The sequence below is a fragment of the Polynucleobacter corsicus genome, assembly GCF_018688255.1.
GTDB lineage: Bacteria > Pseudomonadota > Gammaproteobacteria > Burkholderiales > Burkholderiaceae > Polynucleobacter > Polynucleobacter corsicus.
On record NZ_CP061314.1, the window covers coordinates 1,298,939 to 1,316,116 of the forward strand.

The window sequence follows — 17,178 nt, forward strand, 5'->3', positions numbered from 1 at the left end:
GTAGGCATTATCCTTACGCCTATGAGTTCACAACCCCAAGCCACCCTCAAAGCCACATCTGGGTGGAAAGTAATCCTCAAACGGGCTTGGCCCACCATTCGTATTTTGTTGTCCGTCGCTCTTCTTTGGAAGGCCACCAGCGGAATTGATTGGCACGCTCTATTAGATTCTGATATTCAAATGCGGCCTTGGTGGTTTTTGGCAGCCGGATTAACCATGATCTCAGCGTTTGTTTGTGGTGGACTACGCTGGGGATTTTTGATGCGCAAGGTCGGCTTTCAGGGAAGTCTTGCTAATTTTGTTGCGCTCTACTTTGCTGGCGGACTCATCAATCAAGGCTTACCCAGCACGCTAGGTGGTGATAGTTATCGCGCTATTACTGCCACTCACTTAAATAGCAGTGGCAAGTTGATTGAGGCAAAAGAGCTTGATGAAGAGCTGCATCACTCGGTTGACCTAGAACACGCAACTCCTAAACTGCGCCTCAGTTTTTCTATGGTGTTAGTAGATCGCTTGCTGGGTTTAGCGGGAAATAATTTACTGGGCGGACTTGGCCTCATTCTGGGTGGCGCGACCTTGGCTGCCTGGGGTACTGATTTAGGATATGCAGTTACCGGCATCATGGTGGCAGCGGGTTTATTACTCGCTGCTATTTTGGCATGGGGGCCTAGCTGCAATTTATTGCAAAAATTACTAGACCGCATTCAAATGAATCACGCCCTGCCTGGCATCAAACTCGCTTTTTCTTGGCCTATGAATGTAGCTCAAGCCGCATTTGCGATTGGCATACACTCACTCACTATTCTGACGCTACTCTTTTGCCTCAAGGCCTATGGGGTTGATGCACCGATTGAAGCACTCATGATTGGCTTACCTGCCTTGAGTCTTTTATTAATGCTGCCAATCAGCATCTCTGGGTGGGGCTTGCGTGAAGCTACACTCTCTTCTGTACTGGCATTGTGGGGCGTGAGTCCATCCATGACAGTATTAGCATCCATTAGTTATGGCGCCATTACCGTCTTATCGGTATTACCTGGCGCTTACTTTTTATTAAAACGGAAATAATTCTTTTAAAGTCCCACTATGACTATTAGCGTCAACACTATGCGTGCGATTGACCACTGGGTCGGAGTCCCACTTTGCGCAATAGCAAGTCCAGTCGTTGCTCTGATTGATAGCGCGAAGAATATCTTTGCTCGCAGCCCAGAAGCACCCCGCAAATTACTATTTATTGAACTATCCGAAATGGGTAGTGCAATCTTGGTTGATCCTGCCATGCGCAACGCACAAGCTCGTGGCGCTGAATTATTTTTCCTGATCTTTAAAAGTAATCGTGCCAGCCTGACTTTGTTAAACACAGTGAAGCCTGAGAACATCTTTACGATTGATTCTTCAAGCTTGGGTGGCTTAATTAAAGATACGCTGAAATTTTTACTGGTAGCTCGTAAGCACCGCATTGATACTGTAATTGACTTGGAATTATTCTCTCGCTTTACTGCCCTGCTGACCGGCTTGTGTGGTGCACGCCGCCGCGTGGGTTATCACATCTTTCATGGTGAAGGCTTATGGCGCGGCTTTATGCTGACACGCAAAGTTCACTACAACCCGCATATACACATTACTAAGAATTTTCTCTCTTTGATTCATGCAGCATTTGCTAAAGAGATTGAAGTTCCTTTTAGCAAAATTCATATTGCAGATTCAGAAGTTCGCTTAGAGCAAGCGGTCATTGATCCAACAGTATTGAACAAAGTTCGCGAGCGTATTGAGAAACTGAGTGCGACTTTTGGTATTACATTTAAGCAGGGTAAGCAACGCCTCATCTTGGTCAATCCTAATGCTAGCGATCTCTTGCCACAAAGGCGCTGGGCTCAACAGCGCTTTTCTGAACTGATTCAGGGATTAAATCAACGCTATCCAAATGATCTCATTCTGATCACTGGCTCCCCAGCTGAATTTGACTATGTTGAAAAAGTCCGCGCAGTTGCCAATGTTAAAAATGCGCTGAACTTTGCAGGTCAAGTGAGCTTTGCAGAATTACCGCCGCTCTACACCCTCTCTGATGTGATGGTGACCAATGATTCTGGACCAGGCCACTTCTCTGCTGTTACTCCATTGCGGACGGTCGTCCTTTTCGGACCAGAAACACCAGCGCTGTATGGCTCTATTGGTAAATCGATTGCCATTACCGCCAATCTGGCATGTTCACCCTGCGTTAGTGCCGCCAATCATCGCAAAACTCCGTGCCATGACAATGTCTGCATGCAAGCCATTACGGTTTCTCAGGTGTTGGAGAAGATGACACATCAATTGAATGAAGCTGATCAAGAGCGGGTAAATTAATTCGCATGACTGAGCAGCGCAAATCAGCTTTAGCAGTTGCCTCTATTTGGGCTTGGTGTGTCCCCATGCTTCCGCTGAGTCTAGCAATCGCCATTTACTTTGGTGAATTACAAACACCGACATTTTTATTTATTAATCGTTACACCCAGTTACTTCCAGATACTTTTTGGGCTTGGCTCACTTTTATTGGCAATGGCTGGGGCATCTTTGCACTGTGCTTTCCCCTCTTGCTACTAGCGCCTAGATTACTGAGTGCTGGACTACTGGCATCATTGATTGGCGGCGCCATCAGTCAAATTATTAAGCCGCTATTAGATCTTCCCCGTCCTGCTGGGGTACTTGCTTTGGAAGACTTTTATCGCATCGGCGAGCCTCTATTGCATAAAGCAATGCCGTCTGGCCATACGCTGACTGCTTTTGCGGTAGCTTCTGGAATTTACTTTGCTAGCGATCGAGATAAAAGAGTCTCTTTATGGTGGATCTTCATCATTGCGAGCTTTGCGGGCATCTCTCGCAATGCACTTGGCGCCCACTGGTTCACTGATGTCTTGGCGGGCTGCGCTATTGGACTCTGGTCCGGAATGCTGGGAGCGATATTGGCTAAAATGATTCCAGAAAAGCAGATGGCACTCAATCAGATCGGGCTTCGCTTACTTGCGCTAGGTGGACTGGCAACTATCTATGTTCTCCTGACGCAAACCCTAGACTCAGAGCTCAATCAGTCTTTGCAATACGCGTGTGTGGCATTAATTAGTATTACTTTAGCTTTGTTTATCAAAGCGCAAAAACCCAAGGCTATATAAAGATGTTTAGTTATCGTCATGCTTTTCATGCGGGTAGTCATGCCGATATCCTGAAGCATCTCGTGATGATTCATTTAGTGGAATATCTCCAAGAAAAGCCTGGCGCTTTGACTATTGTCGATACGCATGCTGGTGCTGGCATCTATAGTCTGATCGATGGCTTTGCAACAGTCAGCAAAGAAGCCGATCAAGGCATTTATCGCTTGGCCAAATTTGCAGAGAGTAATTCGGTCAGTCCTGGCATAGCTAATTATCTTGAACATGTTCGTTCCGAAAATACTGCTAATGAGATTGCCGTCTACCCTGGCTCTCCATTTATCTTGGCACAACTACTGAGAGCACAAGATCGTCTGAAACTCTTCGAGTTGCACCCTAAAGAGATTGATATCCTGCGCCACAATATCAGCCAGCTCAAGCAGTCAAAGCAAGTCGACATTTATGCAGAAGATAGCTTTGCAAGACTGAAAGGCTTAATGCCGCCACCTAGTAGGCGCGGTCTAGTTCTGATTGATCCCTCTTATGAGGATAAGCAGGATTATCGTTATCTTGAAACGGCAATGGAAGAGGCTTTACATCGCTTCGCTACGGGGTGTTACGCAATTTGGTATCCCTGCCTCTCCAGAAGAGAATCTGCTTCTCTACCGGATCACATGAAAAAGATTGCGACGGCTCATAAGCGCTCTTGGTTACAAGTTGAACTTCGGGTTGAGAACGCCCCCAAGGAGCGCCGACTGCAGGCTAGCGGCATGTTCATCATCAATCCACCGTGGACTCTTGAAAAGCAGCTATCTGAAAGCTTGCCCATTCTTGTGAAGGCGCTAGGACAAGATAATGGCGCCACATTTGTATTAAAAAGTTTTGAGGCCTGAGCGGAGCTAGGCTTCTAGTCATCATCAATTAAGGGGTTTTATACCTCTGAATCTTTAGTGCTCATGGCTTTTTTGATGAGGATTGCTGAGAGAGCCAGTAACAATACCGCTCCACTCTCGTATATCAAGTCAATCGTACTAATTCCCTTACCCTGCAAAATAATCAGTCTGCAAAGCGCTGTAATGGCAATAAAGATGGGAATAGTAATTGGAATCTTGTTGTACTTATAGAAGGCTGCCACCATGCCTAGCACCTCGGCATAAATAAACATGAGTAACAGATCGGTTAAAGTAATTTTTCCATTGAGAAGAACGTTATACATCTCTATGCCGACACTAAAAATAGTAAAGAATGCAATGAGAATCAAAATTCCTTTTTCGGCTGCAGTAATCCAGTCATAAATTTTCATACTATATGCACCTTAAATAGACATCAGAGGGATTAAGTGGCGTCACTTTGTAAGACTAATTGCTGAAAAACTACTGGAATATTACTTGCGCAGTAATAACGTCTATTTCTTCTCGTATTTTTTTTGCTGACGAGATTGACGTTCATGAGTTTTTTAAGGTGAAATTGCAGAGTCCCGGAGTCTACCCCAAACTGCTCGACTATTTCCTTGGGTGCAACACCGTCCTCACCGGCCTGCATGATGAAATCAAATACTTTTAATCTGATTTCACAACCCAGAGCCTCAAACACTGTACAAAATTTCATAATCGTCATATTAGTTCCTTTGCTTCACCTCAGAATCTGACCTTAAAAAATGACTTCTCTTATTGAGCGCTTGCCCTCAGGCTTGTTGAATAACGCTTTACGGCATCGACTAAAACAGCAACATTCTCTGGGGGAGTAAATTGTGAAATACCATGGCCCAGATTAAAAATATGTCCATCGAGTGGATTACTAACTGAAACAACTGCTCTGGATAAGCCCTCAAATAATTGCTTCACACGAGCATCTATTTCAGCAGGGTTTGCTAGCAAAATCGAGGGGTCTAAATTGCCCTGTATTGCAATTGGGTTCTTTGAAGCTTGATTGATAGTTTGTCGCGCAGTTTTGAGATCGATAGTCCAATCCAAACCAAGCACATTGGCACCTGATTGCGCAATATCACTTAACCAAAGACCTCCTCCTTTGGTAAACAGAATGATGGGAAGGTCCTTGTATTTGGGATTGCTTTTAATGTTGCTGATGATTGCTGTCATGGGAGCAAGTGAATGCTCAAAATAGTCACTCGCGGTTAATAGGCCACCCCAAGTATCAAAAATCATCAGCGCCTGAGCACCAGAATCTGCTTGCAGCGTGAGATATTGGGCGATGGATTGAACGTTGATATCCAATATTTTTCGGATGAGATCTTTGCGGTCGTAGAGCATCTTCTTTGTCTTGGCAAAGTCTTTTGATCCACCGCCTTCAATCATGTAGCAAGCTAAAGTCCAGGGGCTTCCTGAAAATCCAATTAAGGGAACTTGCTGTTTTCCATTGGAGGTGAGCGCCTTGGAGATGGACGCTACAGCATCAAACACATAATGCAGTTGTTCCATATCGGCCACTGGAAGTTTTTTAACATCTTCTTCGGAGCTGATGGGGTGTAAAAACCTCGGACCTTCACCACTATCAAAAGTCAGGCCCAAGCCCATTGCATCTGGAACGGTCAAAATATCTGAAAACAGTATCGCGGCATCTAGACCATAGCGATCGATAGGCTGCAAGGTAACTTCAGTTGCGTACTCTGGGCTTTTAGCTAAGTCGAGGAAACTTCCTGCCTTAGCCCTAGTTTGGCGATACTCTGGTAGATATCGCCCAGCCTGTCGCATTAACCAAACAGGCGTTCTTTCTGTTTTTTGAGAAAAACAAGCTCTTAAAAAAAGATCGTTCTCTAATTCTGCCGCCATACATTGATACCTATAAACTAGCGCAATCGCTCAACATAATAAGTTGCCTTTTCCAAGGCATCCTCTGCATCAAATCCAACCATGTCAGCACCCAATTCATTTACTAACTCAGGGTTTTGATTGAAAACAGGGCTACCAACAATCACCCCAACACGTGGATTTTTTGATTTAAGCTTGATTTCTTGAATCAGGTCTTTTAATTGCGGGAATTGTTCACGTAAACTCGCCGACAGGCCGATGACGTCAAACCACTCTGTCTGCGCCATGGAAACGATATCTTCTTGAGTAGCAGCCAACTCACCCCATATTCTCCAGCCTGCTTTAGCAAAGAACTCAGAGACCATAAATAGACCTAAGTTATGCTGTGAGCCTGGTAAGGGAACGAGCATGATGCTGGACCCAGTTTTATTTTGCTCTGCATACTGCTGAAAGATCGGACTTAAGTCATACATCAATTGCTTGATACGCCAAAGTGCAATCGTGACATCGGTAAAGCTTGACTGATCCTCATCCCACATTTCACCCAGTTTTCTGGCAACCGGAGTTAGTAAGAGTAGATAAATATTTTCTAGGCTGACGCCAGAAGCATGAATTTCTTTAACGTAGTTAACGGAGGTTCTCGCATCCTCTTGCAATACCAGCTGCGTTAACTCAGTTATCGATTGTTGGGTAATCAGGTCGACTGGAGGGGCTTTTAAAGCTGAGGAAATCGATGTCTCTAGATGCTGCTCAACGATCAAGGGCAATATATTGTTTTCAATCGTCTTGACTAGCGACTCAAGATACTCTTCTTCCGTGCAGGCTTTTTCTAGTGGATGCGGAGTATCGTTTTTTTCAAATGTAGCTTTAGAAGGTGCATTTGCAACTAAACAATCCTCCCAAATACTATTAGGCTGATTTGATGGGGAATTCTGATTAAGTTTGGAGTCGTCTTGGCTAGATCTCTTTTTAGATTTAGCAATGCTCACTAGTCTGGATAAATTCATCAACATCACTTGATCTGGTCACAGTCTCAAATCATTACTTGAGATCGCCATGACTGCCTAAGAGCCTATAAATGGAAATATTTACTTTATAGGCTCATTTTAAAAGATACTCAAATGAATTGTCTTAAGTACTTTCCCTAGACCCCCTTATTTCATCGTTAGAAGGTCGTATTTCATATTTTTCAAGCAAAACCCAGGTGGTTTTAGGCACCATGTTTTTTATCTTGTGCGGCGCAATGCTGCGCAAATGAATCACCGATTCAATCGCTTTCATCTCCACCCTCGCTTTAGCAAACTCGAGCCCGCGAGGCCCAAACCTCGGCATTACCCAAGCAAAAATACTGCGCATGAAGTTGGGCATCCGCTGCAATGGCAAGCCACCTGCGGCGAGCTCCACATTTTTCATGAAACCCTTAACAGGGCCTAAACGATTGCCAGCGGAACTTACTGGCTCAAGTGATAGCTCGCAAGAAAGTAGATTCACAAGCTCCTGACCTTTTGGGTTGCGAACAATGATCCATTGCTCCCCCGTGCCTGCCATATACCCCACCGTGATGTCCGATAGGGAGTTGACATAATCAACGCAGGTTTTACAAGTTGTCGGGAAAAAATCTGCAGGCAAGGTGCTGAGGGGTAACTTTAAAAAAGGAATCTCTTGTACCTCACCATTTTTAAATCTCAACTCAACATGGTAGTCAGCTCTAAATTCTAAATAGGTAATATCTTCAGGATTGGGACTTAGCAAGCCTAAAAACTGATGGAAGTTTTCAGTTGTTGTGTTGTCAGAGCAAGGTGATCCAATAATGAGTAACCTCTCAAATCCAAGTTCTTTTTCTAATGCTCTTGCGGCATAGACTTGGCATGGTATTCCCACCATCGCTACTTTTTTATATCCCAACTCTTTAGCTTGCTCAAGATACTGAATAATGGGTGCATAGCCCATCTTCATACCCCGACACTCGGTCATATCCTTTGCTTTAGTGACGATTACTGGACTGGGTTTCCAGCGATCCTCGGGATCAGAACGCATGGTAATAACAGCGTCTATCTCCCCCTTCTCCAGCAGGACCTCGCATAGCCTACTGATAATTCCTGTCCACTGCGCACCGGGCAATGGATTGATTAATCGAGCCCTAAACATGTGGAGATAAGCGCCAAAAAATACTTCATCCGAATTTTCTAGCTTACGCTCTCTACCGTGAACTGCTAGTTCATACTTTGGATAATCGGGCTGAATAAACTGGCAAGCAGTAGCGCAGCGCTTGGGAGCCGATGTGCGTGACACTCCACAATCGGTACATAAGTCCCGATATGGAAGATCTTGAATTAAATCCTGCCCTACCAATGCTTTATCCAAATCGAGAAATAACACTCTGCTTTATCTTCTGAGCAGAGAGTCCGTAATGGTCCAGGAGTAGATTGACATCGCCATGCTCTACATACTCATCCGGCAAGCCAAGTTGGAGAGTTTCTATTTGAATGTTTTTGTCAGACAGCACCTCAAGGCAGGCACTTCCAGCGCCACCCTGAATTGCGCTATCTTCAATCAAGACCAGAGCGTCGTGAGACTGGGCAATAGTCAAGAGTAATTCTTCATCAAGCGGCTTAACAAAGCGCATATCTACTACGGTCGCATTGATCTCTTCCGCTACGTCTAGCGCTGTATAGAGGATCGGCCCAAAGCAAATAAAAGCAATTTTTTTCTTTGGTGGTGTTTCATTGTTTAAGGTTCGAACTATGCGACCCTTACCAATCGCTAGAGTATCTAATGAAGGCTCAGTTGGAGTGCCAATACCAGAACCACGCGGGTAGCGAACAGCCGCGGGGCCATTATGTCCAAAAGCAGTGCTCAACATAGCACGGCATTCTTGCTCATTCGAGGGGGTCATCAGAACTAAGTTTGGCAGGCAACGTAAAAAGGCAATATCAAATGCACCAGCATGGGTTGCACCATCCGCACCGACGATACCGGCACGATCAATCGCGAAAACAATCGGAAGATTCTGCAAGGTGACATCGTGAATCAGCTGATCATAGCCACGCTGTAAAAAGGTGGAGTAAATCGCAACTACTGGCTTTAAGCCTTCACAGGCAATACCAGCAGCAAAGGTAACAGCATGTTGCTCTGCAATTCCAACGTCATAGTAGCGATCCGGGAAGCGAGCTTCAAATTCGTTTAATCCAGAGCCCTCACGCATAGCTGGCGTAATCGCAATCAGTCGCTCATCCGCAGCACCCATGTCGCACAACCATTCACCAAATACTTGGGTAAACGTTTTCTTACTGGCTTTAGCTGCTTGAATTCCGATGCTCGAATCAAATTTACCGGGGCCATGATAAAGAATGGGATCTTCTTCCGCCCGTGAGTAGCCTTTACCTTTTTTCGTAATGATGTGAAGAAACTGAGGTCCCTCAGTTTGAGCAAGCTGTTTTATGTTTTCTAGGGTGGGAATTAATACATCCAGGTTATGCCCATCAATCGGGCCGTAGTAATCAAATCCAAACTCTTCAAAAATCGTAGCTGGGCCAACCATTCCTTTTGCATGGCCCTCCAGTCTTTTTGCAAACTCTCGTATTGGTGGCGCAACCGATAGCACCTTATCGATGCCTCTTTTGGTTGCTGCATATATCGAGCCTGAGATGAGTTTGACTAAATAGCGATTGAGCGCACCCACTGCAGGTGAAATCGACATCTCGTTGTCATTCAGTATCACTATCAAAGGCACTTTTTTATTTACGCCAGCATTGTTCATGGCTTCAAATGCCATACCCGCACTCATAGCGCCATCGCCAATAATGGCCACTACGCTACGTTTTTCATTTTTAGTCTTGGCCGCTACGGCCATTCCTAGGGCAGCCGAGATACTCGTTGAAGAATGCGCAGTACCAAAAGCGTCGTATTCACTTTCGCTTCGCTTTGGGAAGCCTGAGATACCTCCGTATTGACGCAGCGTGGACATTCCTTCACGTCGACCCGTCAGTACTTTATGGGCATAACTTTGATGACCTACATCCCAAATCATTCGGTCATGAGGAGTATCAAATACGTAATGCAGGGCAACAGCCAGCTCTACAGTACCCAAATTGGAGGATAAGTGCCCCCCAGTACTAGAGACTGAGTTAAGAATAAAGTTGCGTAATTCTTGGGCTATTTGGGGTAGTTGATTTGATTCATAAGCCCTCAAATCAGCAGGGCTAGTGATAGTCTCGAGAAGATTGGTGACTTTTAACATAGCAATTTACTTTGTCGTATAGATTGTCGAAATAATCTTCTTAAAATCTTCCAGATTTTCATGACTAGAATTCTGGAGCGCGCAAATTGGAGCGTGCATAAATTTATTAGCTAGCGCACTAGCCATTTGAGAAAGAACAATCATGGGATCCTCTCCTTTGGCAATTCTTCTGCCTGCTTTTTCCAGTTCAATTTTTTGATAGCGCTCACCTACATCCTGAATAGATTTGATGATGGGTACTACCGTTCTTTTTTCCAGGGCTTGATAAAACTCAATCACTCCCTTTTCAATAATCTTCTCTGCCTCATAAACGGACTCTGTGCGATTTGCTTTGCCCGCACTCACAATCTCGCCAAGGTCATCGATTGAATATAGGTAGGCATCCTTCACACTCTTAATCTCAGACTCAAAGTCTCTTGGCACGGCTAAGTCAATCAAGACCATAGGCCGATACTGCCTTGCTTTCAATGCAGTTTTGACCATCCCTAGACCAATAATTGGCAATGAGCTGGCAGTGCAAGATACAACCACATCATATTCATGCAGATGCTGGGCTAACTCATGCAGGGGAAATACTTCGGTTACTAAATTTTGATCAGCAAAGGCCTTAATTAACTCACTGCCCCTATCCACCGTCCGATTAGAAATCGCAATCTTCTTAGGTTGCTTGCCGGCAAAATGACTTGCACAAAGGCCAATCATTTCTCCTGCTCCGATAAACAGCACATTGCATCCGTTGATATCGCCAAAAATACGCTGAACTAGTTTGATTGAGGCGCCTGCCATCGATACTGAATGAGCGCCAATTTGAGTACTGCCACGAACTACCTTGGCAACAGAGAAAGTTTTATCAAATAATGGCTTTAGATAAGCACCAACAGTTCCTACTTGATTGGCATAGTCAATTGCCTTCTTCATTTGCCCCAGAATCTGCGTCTCTCCTAGTACCATGGAATCTAGGCCACTGCCTACTCTGAAAGCATGCTTTACCGCATCTGCCGATGTCGCAGAATAAATATAGGGGCGTAGCTCATTACCTTGAACATTATTTTGCGCCGCCAACCAATCAAAGGCTCTTTTTTCAAAGTCGTTATCAGCATATTCGACATCATTTGCGGCACAGTAAATTTCCATTCGGTTACAGGTCGACAGAATTGCCACCTCAGGGCTAGTGCTTGAATTTTTTCCCTGTAAGTACTTACGCAAGTCAATTAATGAGTCTTGCAAAATCTCAGGAGCTACAGCAACACTCTCTCGAATATCTATCGGAGCAGTGTGATGATTGACACCAAGATTGAGTAGCTTCATGCTGGCCATTGTTTAATAAGCCCCCCGATTGAGAACTAGGGTCTCCCAGTTCAAACACATCGCGATCGTGACCCAAACTAAATAGGGCAACATTAAAAAGGCAGCCAATTTACGAATAGGCCACATGACCACCATAATTCCTAAGACTGATAACCATAAAAAACCCGCCTCAATCAGAGACCAATCGGGGTGATGCATGCGGAAGTAAAAGATACTCCAGAGAATATTTAAGACGCTATTGAGCACAAATAGCCCAACCAAAGAAATTCTTTGTGACCTTGTTGGGCGATTGTTAAAAGCAATCATCCAAGCCGCTGCCGATAGTATGAAAATCATTGTCCAGATCAAACCAAAGGCCCAGTCTGGTGGTTTCCATGCAGGTTGCTTCAATGAGAAATACCAAGGCCCGATTTCTGTCGCCAGTCCACCCGCGACAGAAGTAATGATCATCCATGCGGTGATCATTAATAGGTACTTGTATTTAAAGAAAAGCATCATGCCTTAGCTAATCCCAATAAATGCCCCATATCTTTGAAGAAGATCTTGACATGAGCCAAAGGCTTTTTGCGCACGAGTTTTTTGTTCATATAAGACTCAAAGGTCAGCTTCTGAACATCTTTGTCTTCGCACATCTTGACAAAGCTCTCGCGTCGCTTATCAGTTGAGTACCAGAAATACTGCATAATTCCTAAAACCCAGAAAGTCATGCGATGCTCTTTCATAAAGCGCTTTCTGGCCAGCTGTAACTTTGCAGGATCATTGCTTTCTACAAATTCATATACAGCCTCACCCGCCAATTGACCACCTAGCATGGCGTAATAAATCCCCTCGCCTGAGGCCGGCGCGACAACGCCTGCCGCATCACCAGCCAGCACAACCTGCTGTCCATCATCCCATTTTTTAAGGGGTTTCATTGGTAAAGGTGCGCCCTCATGCCTGATGAGTTCCGCACCCTCAAGCCCCACATCTGCACGCAGTTTGGCGACAGCGTTTCTTAATGAGAAACCCTTGTCAGCACTACCAGTGCCGATACTAATCGTATCGCCGTGAGGAAATACCCAACCATAAAAGTCTGGGGAGATCGGCTTTTGATACACCACATCACAGCGAGTGGAGTCGAAATGATGTGGCGTGTTTGGTGGGGTTTTAATGATTTCGTGATAAGCGAAGACATAATTCGCTTCCGCACATCCTTTAACACCGGCACTTCTTCCAACCTGAGACTTGGCACCATCAGCACCAATCACTGCTTTGGTGAGAACGCTTTTCATGGCACCAGAATCGCCATCACGTGCACCTCTCGTGCGGTAATGAATACGAGCAAGTGGGCCTTCACGTGTGAGAGTTTCAAAAAGGCCATCTTCTCGAGTCGCTCCCGCTTCAACAGCGCGCTTGCGTAACCATTCATCGAATTGAGCTCGATCGACCATGCCAACAAAACCATTCTCAATCGGAATATCAACTGCCTTGCCGACAGGTGAAACCATACGCGCTGATCTTGCCTTGGCAACCAATAGCTCATCCGGAATCTCAAAGTCTTTAATCAAGCGTGGGGGAATTGCTCCACCGCAGGGCTTCACCCTGCCTCGCTTATCCAGCAATAAAACTTGCTTGCCTTTTTTAGCCAGTGTTTGGGCTGCAGTAGCGCCTGCTGGACCGCCGCCAATCACTACCACATCATAAATAAATTCTGTTCCCATTCGCTTTACCTCGCTTGACTCGTAGTGCTATTTTTTCTCTCAACTAGAGAGGCCATATATGCTGAAACGACAAACAACAATGCTTCGATAAAAAAGACGCTGGAGTATGCAAAGGCAGGATTAGTAAAAATGGATCTAGCTAAATCACTAGCCCCAGCCCCAATCAGTCCACCCATGCCAAAGGCAATGGCTTGAGCACCACCCCAAAGCCCAATGCGCACACCCTCTTTACCTGCTCCGCCCACCACTGCTAATCGCATCATGGAGGCAATCGCCGCAATTGAAAAAGCGCCATTGGCCAAGCCCAGCAAAAATACATTGGGCTTTAATGGCCAGTCACCCTCTAGTAAGCCAGCCAGGACTAATCCGAACATGGCTAATGCAGATGCAAGGCATCCATAAATCATCCATGAGCGTAGTGAGCCAAAATATTGACGCAATCTACTCGATCCACATACGGCAACTAATAGCATTCCAGTCAATACGCCAGCATGCTGAATACCTGATAGGCTGGTTGTCTCACCTAAGGTGTAGTTAAAAATCATTCCTGCAAACGGCTCCAGAATTAAATCCTGCGCACTAAATGCCAGCATCGATAAAAAGATAAAGATCGTAAATCGCTTGGTATCTGGATCAGCCAAAATATCGCTCAGAGCTTTTTTGAAGGGGACTTTTTTGTCTATATTCGCTCTACTATTTTGTAGATCATGACCTTCTAGCTTGAACAGGGCTGCGAAAGAAAGTGCCATAGCAGATAAAGAGATGATGCCGGAGATCAAGATTACTTTTTCTGGTTCATACGGGTCTAGAAATTTTCCAGCAATACCACTGGTCATGGCAAAGCCAAAAATCATCATGAGCCATACAGTCGTAGCGGCAGCTGCCCTACGCTCATCGCTCACACCCTTAGCCAGCAGTGCTAGCAAAGATGTGCCACTCATACTCACGCCTACGCCAATAAAGAAGAAAGCAACAATCGCTGAAGCGATACCTAAAAGAAGATGCACACCCATTAATGTTGTTGCAATAGTGGCACCAAAACCGCCAATAGCTAATAAAGTGATTCCACCCAATATCCAAGGGGTTTTCTTAGCCCCGCTATCGGACTCAAAACCCATTCTGGGGCGAATGACTTGCACAAAATAATGAATCGCTACTAAAAAACCTGGGAGACTTGCTGGCAAGGCTAACTCTACTACCATGATTCGATTTAAGGTGGATGTAGTCATCACCACAATAGCGCCAATACAGGCTTGTACAAGTCCGATGCGAACGATACTCAACCATCCGAATGTCGAGAGATTCAATAGCGGTTGACTGATTGCAATACTCATTAGCTCTCCATCCCCGTCACTGCAAAAGCAGAAACCATCATTCCAGCAACCAAGACAGGCACCCCGAAGCCGCTGTAGAAAAGTGCTTTTTCTATAGGTCGCTTTAAAAAATCTCTTAATAAAATCACTTGAGCTACGATCAGTAGGCCAATGACTAGGGCGTACATTTCCTTGCCCCAAGATAGAAGCAGGCATAGCACCACTACCTGCGGGATCAACATGAATGCTGCTGCAACTTGCGCTGCTCTTTTAGCTCCGAGTTGTACTGGCAAGGAGCGCACTCCCATTTGCCGATCACCTTCAATCGCCTTGAAGTCGTTCAAGGTCATGATGCCATGAGCACTTGCGCTGTAAAGGCCAGCAAGTATGAGCGATGGTTTGCTTGGCATTCCGCCGCCTGAGATTAAGGTAGCGCCAGTAACCCACGCCAAACCTTCGTAACTAATTCCGCAGGCAAGATTCCCAAGCCAGCCATTATTTTTAAAGCGGATTGGCGGCATGCTGTAGAGCCAGGCAAGCACTAAGGCTAATAAGGTTGCCGCGAATCCAATCGGACCCAGGTAGCTTCCCACCCAGATAGAAATCAAAGACCAAATAATCGCGATATATAGACCCCAACGACCAGGTATCCGACCTGAAGGTATTGGACGCATAGGTTCATTAATCGCATCTACGTGTCGATCAAACCAATCGTTCACTGCCTGACTTGAAGCACAAACTAGTGGGCCAGTGAGAGCCAATCCAAGGAGAAAAATGGGTAGATTGTCTGCAATTTTTTCGCTGCCAGTGATGGATCCGCAAGCAAAAGCCCACATTGGCGGGAACCAAGTAATGGGCTTTAAAAGCGTCAAAATTGCTTTCGGATCAGGCAGATTCATGTAAATGATTTTGTCATTGACATTTAAAAGTGTCAATTAAATTTGACACTTTTATTGCCTGTTTTTACAAGTGAAAACCCTTATAGATCATCACTTAGGCGAAAAATCAGGGATTTAGGCCGCCCTGAGAAGCTCTTTTGGTAGTGAAAAATTCACCGTTTCTTCAATTCCCCGGAGTGGTGAAACGGTTCCACTAGAAAATAGGCCAATAGCCTCCACGATTTGGGCTGTTAATGCCTCTGGGGCGGAAGCTCCTGCGGTTACGCCAATGTTGCGCACCCCATCAAACCACTCTCCTTGCAGCTGAGCGGGGTCATCTACTAAATATGCAGGAACATGCATGCTTTGGGCCAACTCTTGAAGACGCTTAGAGTTAGAGCTATTTGGACTACCGACTACCACCACTAAATCAACCTGAGGAACCATTGCTTTAACGGCATCCTGACGATTCTGAGTGGCGTAACAAATATCCTGGCGTTTTGGTGCATGTATATTCGGGAACTTTTCCACCAATGCTTTGGTGATCTCTAATGTTTCATCAACCGATAGGGTTGTTTGAGTGACATAAGCTATGAGTGCGTTTTCTTCAAAGTGAAGTTTGGCAACATCTTGCACGTCCTCAATCAAATAGATCGAAGAATCCACCTGCCCCATCGTACCCTCAACCTCTGGGTGGCCACGATGTCCAATCATGATGATTTGATATCCACGCTCTTTTAAGCGGACTACTTCAGCATGCACCTTAGCCACCAATGGACAGGTCGCATCAAATACTTTGAATTGACGATTATCTGCCTCAATTCTGACTGCTTGCGAAACACCATGCGCACTAAAAATCAGAATGGCGCCCTGTGGCACATGATCCAATTCATTGATGAAGATTACGCCACGAGATTCAAAATCTTTCACGACATAGGCGTTATGGATGATTTCATGTCGAACATAAATCGGCGCGCCATAGATTCTTAATGCCTCCTCCACTATCAAAATAGCCCTTTCCACTCCGGCACAAAAACCGCGGGGTTGAGCTAAGAAAATTGTTTTATTTGAAAGCATATTCGAATCAGATTAGTGATTTTTTTTGTAGCCCCACTTCCAAAGCAGCTCACTTGGAAACGGCAGGATTAAAAAGAGATGCTCTAATAAACCCAGAGCCAATAGGGTTCCTAGCAAAGCATATGAGGCCCTATCAAAAGGAGAGGAATCCACTCCAGCACTTGACCAGATCGGAATTAATATCATCACTGAAACCAAGATTGAAAATGGCATCAGATAATTCATTGCCCTGCGTCTAAAGTAGGTGACTAAGTACTGTAAGTGCTGAGGTAGAAAAGACTCATTGAAATTGAGGACGCCCAAGAAGATATTGATCTTCGTGCTTTGGCGCATACCCCAGAGAATGACAAAAGTCCAAAATCCAGTTTGATTGACTGAATCCAGATTAATAAAAAATAGAATCACTCCCAAGCTGAGTAATGCCAGCTCGTGATAATTGATTGTCTGAAATGCATACCAAGCTCTGGTCATGGGGCTTAGTCCACTAGGACATTCTGAACGCCTTGATCCAGTGATGTAGCCCAAAAGAAAAGCCAGCTCCTGCCAACCCCAAATAATGATTGCGCAAGTGAATGAGCAGTAAGCGCCAGCGATCGTTGCCTGCTGACTAGAAATAGATAGACCCCAAAAAGCGAGCAATAGAACTGCAATTGAGGCTACAAATATAGATTTAAAGAAACGTTTTGGAAGGCTATGCACCTTCAAAATAAGCCCTGTACTAAACCACCATATAAAGACGGTGAATATCAGCGGGCTTATCCAGAAATACATA

General features: G+C 45.1%; 17 protein-coding genes. 4 read left to right on the top strand and 13 right to left on the bottom strand.

From position 1 onward, the window contains the following. Positions 1-21: 21 nt before the first annotated feature. From C2747_RS06755 to C2747_RS06770, 4 genes are read left to right on the top strand one after another with little or no spacing between them, the layout of a single operon-like run. A complete protein-coding gene (locus tag C2747_RS06755; protein WP_215330847.1) occupies positions 22-1,065 on the top strand; it encodes a lysylphosphatidylglycerol synthase transmembrane domain-containing protein in 1,044 nt (347 codons plus the stop codon). Positions 1,066-1,083: 18 nt separating this feature from the next. Then, a complete protein-coding gene (locus tag C2747_RS06760) occupies positions 1,084-2,343 on the top strand; it encodes a glycosyltransferase family 9 protein (RefSeq protein ID WP_215330848.1) in 1,260 nt (419 codons plus the stop codon). Between the two features lie 5 nt (positions 2,344-2,348). Then, complete coding sequence (locus C2747_RS06765) at positions 2,349-3,146, top strand: phosphatase PAP2 family protein (protein ID WP_215330849.1); 798 nt, start codon at positions 2,349-2,351, stop codon at positions 3,144-3,146. 2 nt (positions 3,147-3,148) lie between these two features. Beyond that, positions 3,149-4,015: a 23S rRNA (adenine(2030)-N(6))-methyltransferase RlmJ gene (locus C2747_RS06770; RefSeq protein ID WP_215330850.1), complete on the top strand. Its 867-nt coding sequence runs from the start codon at positions 3,149-3,151 to the stop codon at positions 4,013-4,015. 38 nt (positions 4,016-4,053) lie between these two features. Here C2747_RS06770 and C2747_RS06775 read toward each other — a convergent pair whose 3' ends face one another. The 13 genes from C2747_RS06775 to puhE form a co-directional block, all read right to left on the bottom strand. After that, on the bottom strand, positions 4,054-4,425 hold the full coding sequence (locus C2747_RS06775; RefSeq protein WP_215330851.1) for a phosphate-starvation-inducible PsiE family protein: 372 nt from the start codon (positions 4,423-4,425) through the stop codon (positions 4,054-4,056). 32 nt (positions 4,426-4,457) lie between these two features. Next, positions 4,458-4,739 (bottom strand): winged helix-turn-helix domain-containing protein, encoded by a 282-nt coding sequence (locus tag C2747_RS06780; RefSeq protein WP_215330852.1) that lies wholly within the window; start codon positions 4,737-4,739, stop codon positions 4,458-4,460. Between the two features lie 50 nt (positions 4,740-4,789). Then, positions 4,790-5,911 carry a uroporphyrinogen decarboxylase gene (gene hemE, locus C2747_RS06785; RefSeq protein ID WP_215330853.1) on the bottom strand — a complete coding sequence of 374 codons (1,122 nt, stop codon included), beginning with the start codon at positions 5,909-5,911 and terminating at the stop codon, positions 4,790-4,792. Positions 5,912-5,928: 17 nt separating this feature from the next. After that, positions 5,929-6,903: a cobalamin B12-binding domain-containing protein gene (locus C2747_RS06790; RefSeq protein WP_215330854.1), complete on the bottom strand. Its 975-nt coding sequence runs from the start codon at positions 6,901-6,903 to the stop codon at positions 5,929-5,931. A gap of 118 nt (positions 6,904-7,021) precedes the next feature. After that, on the bottom strand, positions 7,022-8,269 hold the full coding sequence (locus C2747_RS06795) for a Coenzyme F420 hydrogenase/dehydrogenase, beta subunit C-terminal domain (RefSeq protein WP_251374717.1): 1,248 nt from the start codon (positions 8,267-8,269) through the stop codon (positions 7,022-7,024). Next, positions 8,247-10,130, bottom strand: coding sequence for a 1-deoxy-D-xylulose-5-phosphate synthase (dxs, locus tag C2747_RS06800; protein ID WP_215330855.1), 1,884 nt, complete (start codon positions 10,128-10,130; stop codon positions 8,247-8,249). The genes C2747_RS06795 and dxs overlap by 23 nt, the downstream gene beginning before the upstream one ends. Positions 10,131-10,136: 6 nt before the next feature. After that, positions 10,137-11,438, bottom strand: coding sequence for a glutamyl-tRNA reductase (hemA, locus tag C2747_RS06805; RefSeq protein ID WP_215330856.1), 1,302 nt, complete (start codon positions 11,436-11,438; stop codon positions 10,137-10,139). Between the two features lie 12 nt (positions 11,439-11,450). Further along, the gene (locus C2747_RS06810; protein WP_251374718.1) at positions 11,451-11,903 is read right to left on the bottom strand and encodes a TspO/MBR family protein; all 453 of its coding nucleotides are present in this window, start codon (positions 11,901-11,903) and stop codon (positions 11,451-11,453) included. 29 nt (positions 11,904-11,932) lie between these two features. Beyond that, the gene (locus tag C2747_RS06815) at positions 11,933-13,138 is read right to left on the bottom strand and encodes a geranylgeranyl diphosphate reductase (protein ID WP_215330858.1); all 1,206 of its coding nucleotides are present in this window, start codon (positions 13,136-13,138) and stop codon (positions 11,933-11,935) included. A 5-nt stretch (positions 13,139-13,143) separates the two neighbouring features. Further along, entirely contained in the window at positions 13,144-14,472 is a 1,329-nt protein-coding gene (locus C2747_RS06820) for a BCD family MFS transporter (protein ID WP_251374719.1), read from the bottom strand. Continuing rightward, positions 14,472-15,350 carry a chlorophyll synthase ChlG gene (gene chlG, locus C2747_RS06825; RefSeq protein ID WP_215330859.1) on the bottom strand — a complete coding sequence of 293 codons (879 nt, stop codon included), beginning with the start codon at positions 15,348-15,350 and terminating at the stop codon, positions 14,472-14,474. Before chlG ends, C2747_RS06820 begins: the two co-directional genes overlap by 1 nt. A 114-nt stretch (positions 15,351-15,464) precedes the next feature. After that, positions 15,465-16,406, bottom strand: a complete 942-nt coding sequence (ispH, locus tag C2747_RS06830; RefSeq protein ID WP_215330860.1) for a 4-hydroxy-3-methylbut-2-enyl diphosphate reductase — start codon at positions 16,404-16,406, stop codon at positions 15,465-15,467. A gap of 12 nt (positions 16,407-16,418) precedes the next feature. Beyond that, positions 16,419-17,177 carry a putative photosynthetic complex assembly protein PuhE gene (puhE, locus tag C2747_RS06835; protein ID WP_215330861.1) on the bottom strand — a complete coding sequence of 253 codons (759 nt, stop codon included), beginning with the start codon at positions 17,175-17,177 and terminating at the stop codon, positions 16,419-16,421. Position 17,178 lies beyond the last annotated feature (1 nt).

Coding starts and splice junctions, on each gene's coding strand:
- ispH (WP_215330860.1), bottom strand. CDS start 16,406: ATGCTTTCAAATAAAACAATTTTCTTAGCTCAACCCCGCGGTTTTTGT.
- C2747_RS06765 (WP_215330849.1), top strand. CDS start 2,349: ATGACTGAGCAGCGCAAATCAGCTTTAGCAGTTGCCTCTATTTGGGCT.
- C2747_RS06790 (WP_215330854.1), bottom strand. CDS start 6,903: ATGTTGATGAATTTATCCAGACTAGTGAGCATTGCTAAATCTAAAAAG.
- C2747_RS06755 (WP_215330847.1), top strand. CDS start 22: ATGAGTTCACAACCCCAAGCCACCCTCAAAGCCACATCTGGGTGGAAA.
- C2747_RS06810 (WP_251374718.1), bottom strand. CDS start 11,903: ATGATCACCGCATGGATGATCATTACTTCTGTCGCGGGTGGACTGGCG.
- chlG (WP_215330859.1), bottom strand. CDS start 15,350: ATGAATCTGCCTGATCCGAAAGCAATTTTGACGCTTTTAAAGCCCATT.
- C2747_RS06775 (WP_215330851.1), bottom strand. CDS start 4,425: ATGAAAATTTATGACTGGATTACTGCAGCCGAAAAAGGAATTTTGATT.
- hemA (WP_215330856.1), bottom strand. CDS start 11,438: ATGAAGCTACTCAATCTTGGTGTCAATCATCACACTGCTCCGATAGAT.
- C2747_RS06815 (WP_215330858.1), bottom strand. CDS start 13,138: ATGGGAACAGAATTTATTTATGATGTGGTAGTGATTGGCGGCGGTCCA.
- C2747_RS06770 (WP_215330850.1), top strand. CDS start 3,149: ATGTTTAGTTATCGTCATGCTTTTCATGCGGGTAGTCATGCCGATATC.
- C2747_RS06820 (WP_251374719.1), bottom strand. CDS start 14,472: ATGAGTATTGCAATCAGTCAACCGCTATTGAATCTCTCGACATTCGGA.
- hemE (WP_215330853.1), bottom strand. CDS start 5,911: ATGGCGGCAGAATTAGAGAACGATCTTTTTTTAAGAGCTTGTTTTTCT.
- puhE (WP_215330861.1), bottom strand. CDS start 17,177: ATGTATTTCTGGATAAGCCCGCTGATATTCACCGTCTTTATATGGTGG.
- C2747_RS06780 (WP_215330852.1), bottom strand. CDS start 4,739: ATGACGATTATGAAATTTTGTACAGTGTTTGAGGCTCTGGGTTGTGAA.
- C2747_RS06760 (WP_215330848.1), top strand. CDS start 1,084: ATGACTATTAGCGTCAACACTATGCGTGCGATTGACCACTGGGTCGGA.
- dxs (WP_215330855.1), bottom strand. CDS start 10,130: ATGTTAAAAGTCACCAATCTTCTCGAGACTATCACTAGCCCTGCTGAT.